Origin of the sequence: Streptomyces sp. CBMA123 (assembly GCF_014596465.1) — a bacterium.
GTDB lineage: Bacteria > Actinomycetota > Actinomycetes > Streptomycetales > Streptomycetaceae > Kitasatospora.
On the sequence record NZ_MECK01000271.1, the window covers coordinates 1 to 7,029 of the forward strand.

5 protein-coding genes are annotated in these 7,029 nt (G+C 74.9%); 2 read left to right on the plus strand and 3 right to left on the minus strand.

Translation table 11 applies throughout. The annotated features are described in order from the left end of the window. From egtA to BG452_RS26690, 3 genes are all read right to left on the minus strand, one after another. Positions 1 to 1,093, minus strand: a 1,093-nt coding sequence (egtA, locus tag BG452_RS26680; protein WP_317621241.1) for an ergothioneine biosynthesis glutamate--cysteine ligase EgtA, incomplete at its 3' end; no start/stop codon positions are given. A 266-nt stretch (positions 1,094 to 1,359) separates the two neighbouring features. Continuing rightward, positions 1,360 to 2,598 (minus strand): aminotransferase class I/II-fold pyridoxal phosphate-dependent enzyme, encoded by a 1,239-nt coding sequence (locus tag BG452_RS26685; protein ID WP_188306906.1) that lies wholly within the window; start codon positions 2,596 to 2,598, stop codon positions 1,360 to 1,362. Further along, the gene (locus BG452_RS26690) at positions 2,588 to 3,058 is read right to left on the minus strand and encodes an SRPBCC family protein (RefSeq protein WP_317621242.1); all 471 of its coding nucleotides are present in this window, start codon (positions 3,056 to 3,058) and stop codon (positions 2,588 to 2,590) included. The genes BG452_RS26685 and BG452_RS26690 overlap by 11 nt, the downstream gene beginning before the upstream one ends. Positions 3,059 to 3,353: 295 nt before the next feature. Here BG452_RS26690 and BG452_RS26695 point away from each other — a divergent pair, with 295 nt between their 5' ends. Both BG452_RS26695 and BG452_RS26700 read left to right on the plus strand, forming a co-directional pair. Next, positions 3,354 to 4,160 carry an SAM-dependent methyltransferase gene (locus BG452_RS26695; RefSeq protein ID WP_188306908.1) on the plus strand — a complete coding sequence of 269 codons (807 nt, stop codon included), beginning with the start codon at positions 3,354 to 3,356 and terminating at the stop codon, positions 4,158 to 4,160. 220 nt (positions 4,161 to 4,380) lie between these two features. After that, a complete protein-coding gene (locus BG452_RS26700; RefSeq protein ID WP_188306909.1) occupies positions 4,381 to 6,501 on the plus strand; it encodes a putative bifunctional diguanylate cyclase/phosphodiesterase in 2,121 nt (706 codons plus the stop codon). The last annotated feature ends 528 nt before the right edge of the window (positions 6,502 to 7,029 follow it).

Here is a 7,029-nt window from a genome sequence, read left to right on the forward strand (position 1 = left end):
GCTCGGGGTCGGCGACGCCCAGGGTGGCGGCCCGGCGCCAGACCTCGCTGCGCGGCGGGCGCCGGTCGCTGTCGCGGTCGAGCGGCTCCAGCGCGGCGAGCGCGGTGTCGGCGGCCACCGGGTCGTCCAGCAGTGCGGTGACCAGCGCGGCCGGCACCACCCAGCCGTCCCCGGGCTGGGCGTCGATCATCCGCAGCTCCAGGTGGCCGCGCGGGCGCACCGGCGGGAACAGGGTGGTGCAGTGGTACTCCAAGTCGGCCAGCGTGGGCGGGCGTTCGCCGCCGCCGCGGATCCAGTCGCGGAAGGTCAGGCCGGGCGTGGCCGTCCAGGGCAGGCCCTCCGGCCTTTGCACGCAGAGGACTTCGGCGTCCAGCACGTACTGGGCCCAGGCCTCGCGCGGGTCGCCGTGGTCCGGCTCGGGGGCGAGGGTGCGGCTCGGGTCCATCCGGGACCAGACGGTCTGCCGGGTGGACCGGTGGCCGGTCGGCCGGCCGTCCAGGATCGGGGAGTTGGCGAAGGTGGCGACCAGCACCGGGCCCAGTCGGTGGACCAGCCGCCAGCGTCGTTCGGCCGCGTGCGGACCGGCCGTGTCGCCGGCGTCCAGGCACACCTGCACCGACGCGGTACCGGTCATCATGACCCGGCCCCAGGGGCCGGCCGAGTCGAAGAAGCGCTCCATCGCGAGGTAGCGGGGGTGGTCCAGCACCATCCGTCGGGGGCGGGCGAGCGGGTCCGTCCCGGTGCCGGTGAGTCGCAGGCCCTGCGCCGCGAAGGCGGCCCGCAGGGCGGTCAGATCACGTCGGGTGTCATCGACGCAGGCCAGGAGGCCGGTGGCGGGCGGGGAGCTGAGCTCGACCTGTCCGCCGGGTTCGAGCGTGAGGCGCGAACCCGAGGGGAGCGTGACGCCGTCGGGGCCGCCCAGTGGCAGCGACTCCAGTGCGGCGTGGAGCAGTTCGGGGGGAACGGGTCGGGTCGGACATCGGTCGTCATGGACGAACCACTCGACCTCGACCCCCACCAGGCGGGGCGGTCCGATCTTGAAGCAGACGCCCGACACATGGCTGCGCGCCCCCGATTCGGTCAACGGGGTCACCCCCGTGGGGGGCGGGGGTGCGCTCTGCCGGTCGGGCGGAGTGGTGGGGGATGTCGGTATCACCGGACTCACCATCCTCGGGATCACGATTGCGGGCCCGGTCTACCCTGCCCAGTCTGCTACGGAGCATGCGGGGGCGCTTCGCAAATATCGCGTGAATGTTCGTTTCAGCAGGTCAGAGCCGTGGCGAACGGGTGAATCCGGGGGTGCGGAGGCCGCCGGGCAGGGGCTTGCAGAGGCGTACTGGACGGCGGCACGTGCCCCGGTCACAGGCGGTCCAGCCACTCCAGGACGGTGTCCAGCACCGGGCCCGGCAGAGCGTAGTTGAGGCGCAGCGAGCCCGCGCCGCCCGGGCCGAACTCGGCGCCGTCGGAGGCCTCCAGTCCGCAGCGCTGCAACAGCGCCGCGCGGGCGTCGGCCGGCGGCAGGCCGAGGGCGGCGGCGTCCAGCCAGAGCAGGTAGGAGGCGCGCGGGGCGGAGCGGACGGCCGGGCCGAGGCGGTCGGTGAGCCGGGCGCGGGCGGCGGCGAGGTGGGCGAGCAGCGCGTCCAGCCACGGGCCGCCCTCGCTCAGGGCGGCCCGCTGCACGGTCTGCTCCAGCAGGCCGCCCTCCCAGAGGCCGTAGCCGGCCATCGTGTCGGTGAGCCGGGCGCGCAGCCCGGGGTCCGGGACGAGGGCGAAACTGCTGGGAACGCCCGAGCAGTTGAAGGTCTTGCCGACGGAGTTCAGGGTGACCACGTGCCGGCGCAGCGCCGGCTCGACGGTGGTGACGGCGACGGGGTGGATCGCGCCGGGGTGGGTGAGGTCGCCGTGCACCTCGTCCGAGACCAGCAGCGCGCCCGCCTCGGCGGCCCACCCGGCGAGGCCGCGCAGGTAGCCGGTCGGCCACACCGTGCCGGAGGGGTTGTGGGGGTTGCTCAGCAGTACGGCGGCCGCGGGGCGGGGGAACGGGCCGCTCGGGGAGCGGTAGCCGTTCGGGCCGAGCCGCAGCGGCAGTTCGCGGTACGGGAGGCCGGCCGCGTGGCAGAGCTGGGCGAAGCCGCCCCACTCGGGGGTGGGGAAGAGGACGGGGGCGTGGGGGTGCGCGGCCTCCGTGCGGACGGTCTCCAGGAGCAGGCGCAGGGTGGTGCGCGGGCCGCAGGGGAGCAGCAGTACCCAGTCGGGGTCGACCTCGACGCCGTGCCGGGCGCGGTACCAGTCGGCGACCAGGGTCCGGCCGACCGGGTCACAGACGGTGTAGCCGTACGCGCGGTGGCGGGCTCGCCGCTCCAGCGCCTCGGCGATGGCGGGCGGGCCGGGCAGGTCCATGTCCGCCAGACCCATCGGGATCACCCCGGGGGCGGCGGCCCGGGCCCACTTGCTGCTGCCGGTGGCGGTGCGGTCGAAGGGGGTGGCGAAGTCCGAGGCGACGCCGACGGGAGGGGCGGGATCGGAGGTCGGCGAACAACTGACAGCTGACAGATTTCGAAATCCGTCATCTGTTCGCTGAAAGTCGTCATCTGTCATCTGTTCGCCATCCCTCGTTCGCCATCCCTCGTTCGCCGTCGCCCGCCAGGTACGCCGCGAGCCCGTGGCGGCCCCGGCGCATCATCACCGCGTGGTTGGCCCGGAACAGCGGGTGCAGCGGCAGCGCGAGGCGCCGCAGCAGGGGCTTGCCGGGCCGGGCGTCCTCCTCGAACAGCACCCGGCACCCCGCGCCGCCCGGCCCGTCCGCCGTGACGGTGTACCGCGACCACCCCTCGAGGTCACCGCGCATCACCGCCTCCAGCACCCCGGCCGCCGGGTCGTGCCGCCGCCGCTCCAATCCGATCACCAGCCGGTACGGCAGCAGCGCGCGGAGCACCACCTGCCCGGACTCCGGGCCGGTCTGCCGGACCTCGCGGATCTCCGGCCACCACAGCGGGTAGCTCCGGAGGTCCTCCAGCGCCGCGTACGCCGCTGAGGCCGGGGCCGTGAGTCGCCACACGCTCCGGAAACGGTAGTGGTTGGGATCCACGGGCCCACCCTAGTCCGGCGCCCGCCGTCGGAGGGGCGAACGGGGTCGGCCTGCTGCCGAGTTGGCGCCCGCCGCGCGGGTCCCGTCGATGGCGGAGCTCGAACGCCCGGTACATACGGGGCAAAGAACGCAGTTCGCGGGGAAGGGGGCACTCCGCTTGCACCCGTTCGGGGTGCGAGGGAGGATCTTGTGTGCTTGTAGTCTCATCAGTCACGGCAGCACCTCCAGACGCTGCGCCCCGAACCGGAGTGAAGGAGTCACAGGCATGCGGCGACCGAGCTGGGTACCGGAAGGTACGGACCTGGACAAGCCGAACGCCGCGCGGGTCTACGACTACTACCTCGGGGGCTCCCACAACTTCGAGGTCGACCGGGAGATGGCCCGCAGGGCGATGGCCCTGTGGCCCGAACTGCCCCAGATCATGCGCTCCAACCGGGCCTTCCTGCGCCGCGCGGTGACCTACCTCGCCGAGCACGGCGTCACCCGCTTCCTGGACATCGGCTCCGGCATCCCCACCTTCGGCGCGGTGCACGAGATCGCCCGCGCGATCCGGCCCGGCGCCGAGGTCGTCTACGTGGACCGCGACCCGGTCGCCGTCGCCCACAGCCGCCTGCTGCTCGAGGACGACCCGCACAGCGCCGTCGTCCAGGCCGACCTGCGGGACGTCGACGACCTGCTCGCCCACCCCGAGGTGGCCGCGCTCCTCGCCGCCGGCGAGCCGGTGGCCGTCCTGCTGGTGGCCGTCGCCCACTTCGTCAGCGACGACGAGGACCCCTGGAAGCTGATCGCCACGATCCGCGACCGGCTCCCGGCCGGCAGCGCCCTGGTCCTCTCGCACGCCTCCCTGGAAGCCCGTCCGGACCAGGCCGAGGACCACCAGGAGCTCTACCGGATGACCCCGACCCCGCTGACCATGCGCACCCGCGAGCAGGTCACCGTGATGTTCGACGGCTTCGAGCTGGTCGAGCCGGGCGTCGTCCACCTGCCGCAGTGGCGCCCCGACCAGCCCGGCACGGTCGGCGAGCACCCCGAACGGATCGCCGGGGTGGCGGGCGTGGGGTTCCGCCCTTGAGTGGTCGCACCCGGCGCGCGACCGACGGCCGTACCCTCCACGGGACGGCCGCCGGCCGCCCGGCCGTGCGCACCCCAGGCCGTACCGCCGGGTCCGGCAGCAGCCGTGCCACCGGCCGTACCACCGCGGTCGGCAACAGCCGTGCCACCGGCCGTACCACCGGGGCGGGCAACAGCCGGACCGCCGGGGCCGGCGCCCGGTGCGGAACCGGGGCCGTCGGATGAGCGGCGCCACCCCGGCGGACCGGAGCGCCGAGCGGTTCCACGAGGACTGGTCCCGGCTGCTCTCCGCCGACCACGGCATCGCCGTCCACCCCGGCCTGCTCGGCCGGCTTGTCGCCCGCACCGCCGCGCTGCTGCACCGCGCCCAGCAGGACGATCCCTTCCAGCCCCGGCTGGCCGCCCAGGCCGCCGCCGAACTGGTCGACGCCCACTTCACCGACCCCGTGCTGCTCGCCCGAGCGGTCGAGCTGCTGCAGTCCCAGCCGATCCGCGACGACCGCGGCCCCGCCCTCACCGGTGCCTTCGCGGCCGGGTGGGCGAACGCCCTGCGCGAGCGGACGCTGAGCGAGCAGGAGGCCATCCGCACCGCCGCCGACGCCGCCCGCAAGGAGGCCGAACGCGCGCTGCGCGCCTCCGAGGCCCGGTTCCGCGCCCTGTTCGAGAGCGCCGCGATCGGCATCGCCATCGGCGACACCGACGGCAACATCCTGGCCGTCAACAAGGCCGTGCAGGAGCTGTTCGGAGCGGGGCCGGAGGACATGGTCGGCCGCCGGGTCGACGACCTCGTCCACCCTGAGGACACCCCGGGCGTCTGGGAGGCGTACGAGGAGCTGATCGGCGGCAAGCGGGAGTACTTCCAGTTCGACAAGCCGTACTACCGCCAGGACGGCGAGGTGGTCTGGACCCACCTCACCGTCTCGCTGATCCGCGACGACGACGGCGTCCCGCAGTACCAGGTCGCGATGCTGGAGGACGTCACCGACCGCTACCGGCTCCAGGAGCGGCTGCGCTACCAGGCCACCCACGACCCGCTGACCGGCCTGCCCAACCGTGCCGCCTTCTTCGAACGGCTGGAGAAGCTCTTCGAGGAACCGGAGCCCGGCGCCCGCTTCGGCCTCTGCTACGTCGACCTCGACGGCTTCAAGGTGGTCAACGACAGCCTCGGCCACGACATGGGCGACCAGCTGCTGTCCGCCGTCGCCGCCCGGCTGAAGGCCGCCCTCACCCCGCTCGGCCACCTGGTCGCCCGGCTCGGCGGCGACGAGTTCGTCGTGCTGCTGGAGAACTGCCGGGGCGAGCAGGAGGCGGTGGCCGCCGCCAAGACCGTGCTCAGGGCGCTGGCCGGGCCGGTGCTGATCGGCGACCACAAGCTCGCCGTCGGCGCCAGCGTCGGCGTGCTGGAGCGGCGGGTGTCCACCACCACCCCCGGCGCCGCCGTCCGGGCCGCCGACCTCACGCTCTACCGCGCCAAGGAGGCCGGCCGCGGCCGCTGGACGCTGTTCGACCCCAAGGAGAACGCCCGCGCGGTCAGCCGCTACGCGGTGTCCGTCCGGATGCCGGCCGCCCTGGACCGCGGCGAGTTCTTCATCGACTACCAGCCGCTCTACCGCCTCGCCGACGGCCGGATGGCCGCCGTGGAGGCGCTGGTGCGCTGGCGCCACCCGCAGCTCGGGGTGCTCGGCCCGGACGAGTTCGTCACCACCGCCGAGGAGACCGGGCTGATCATGCCGCTCGGCCGCTGGGTGCTGGAGCAGGCCTGCGGCCAGGCCGCGGACTGGATCAAGCGGTACGGCGACGCCGCACCGCAGCTCAACGTCAACCTGGCCGTCCGGCAGGCGCGCAGCGCCGCGCTGGTCACCGACCTCGCCCGGATCCTGGACGGCACCGGTCTGGACCCGGCCCGGCTGCAGCTGGAGATCACCGAGTCGACCGTGGTCGGCCCCGAGGACGAGGCGCTGCGCACCCTGCACGGGCTGGTCGACCTCGGCGTGTCACTGGCGGTGGACGACTTCGGCACCGGCTGGTCCAACCTCGCCTACCTGCGCGACCTGCCGGTCTCCGGACTGAAGATCGCCGGCTCCTTCGTCGGCGACCTGCACGACCCGGCCAAGGACGGCGCCACCGGGTGGCGGATCGTCAGCGGCCTGGTGTCGATGGCGCACACGCTCGGCCTGAACGTCACCGCCGAGGGCGTGGAGACCCGCAAGGACGCCGAGCGGCTGCGCGGGATGGGCTGCGACTGGGCGCAGGGCTGGCACTTCGGCCGCCCGGTGCGGCCCGCCGAGATCGCCCGCCGGATCGTCGAGGAGCCGGCGGGGCGGCCGATCGCGGCGGGATGATCCCCCGCCCGTCCTCCGGCGGCCCTTCCCGCCGTCGGGACGGAGGCGCCGCGGCGCGGTGGCCGCGGCTCGGTCCCGTTCCGGCAAGCGTTCCGGAACCGTTCCGGAAACCGCCCTACGGCCCCGCCCGGTATGCGGGATGATGGCGCGTCAAAATCACCACCCGGCACCGGTGCGCCCGTGGTCACGGCCTTCGCACCGGCCCCGGGGCACGGGGAGGGGAGCGCCGCCATGGGCGCAACGGAGGGCGCCGGTCCGGCCGAGGGGGACCGGCCCCAGGGGTGGCCGGGGGAGCCGCCGCGGACCAGGGTCGACTGGGGGTCGCGGGAGCGCGGCTCGCGGTTCCGGGGGTCGTGGGACCGGCGGCGCGGCGCCCAGGGCGGGGGACGGGGCGAGGCGGGATCCGGCGCGGGGTCCGGCTCAAGGTCCGGCTCGGGCGTCGGCGCGGACACCGGCGCGGGGGACGGCGCGGAGCGGCCGTCGCGGCCCGGCGCCCGGCGGCCCACCGGGGTGGACCCGGAGGCCGGC

Bases quoted from the DNA above. Each gene is read 5' to 3' on its own strand.
- BG452_RS26700 (WP_188306909.1), top strand. From the start codon at position 4,381: ATGAGCGGCGCCACCCCGGCGGACCGGAGCGCCGAGCGGTTCCACGAG.
- BG452_RS26695 (WP_188306908.1), top strand. From the start codon at position 3,354: ATGCGGCGACCGAGCTGGGTACCGGAAGGTACGGACCTGGACAAGCCG.
- BG452_RS26685 (WP_188306906.1), bottom strand. From the start codon at position 2,598: ATGACAGATGACGACTTTCAGCGAACAGATGACGGATTTCGAAATCTG.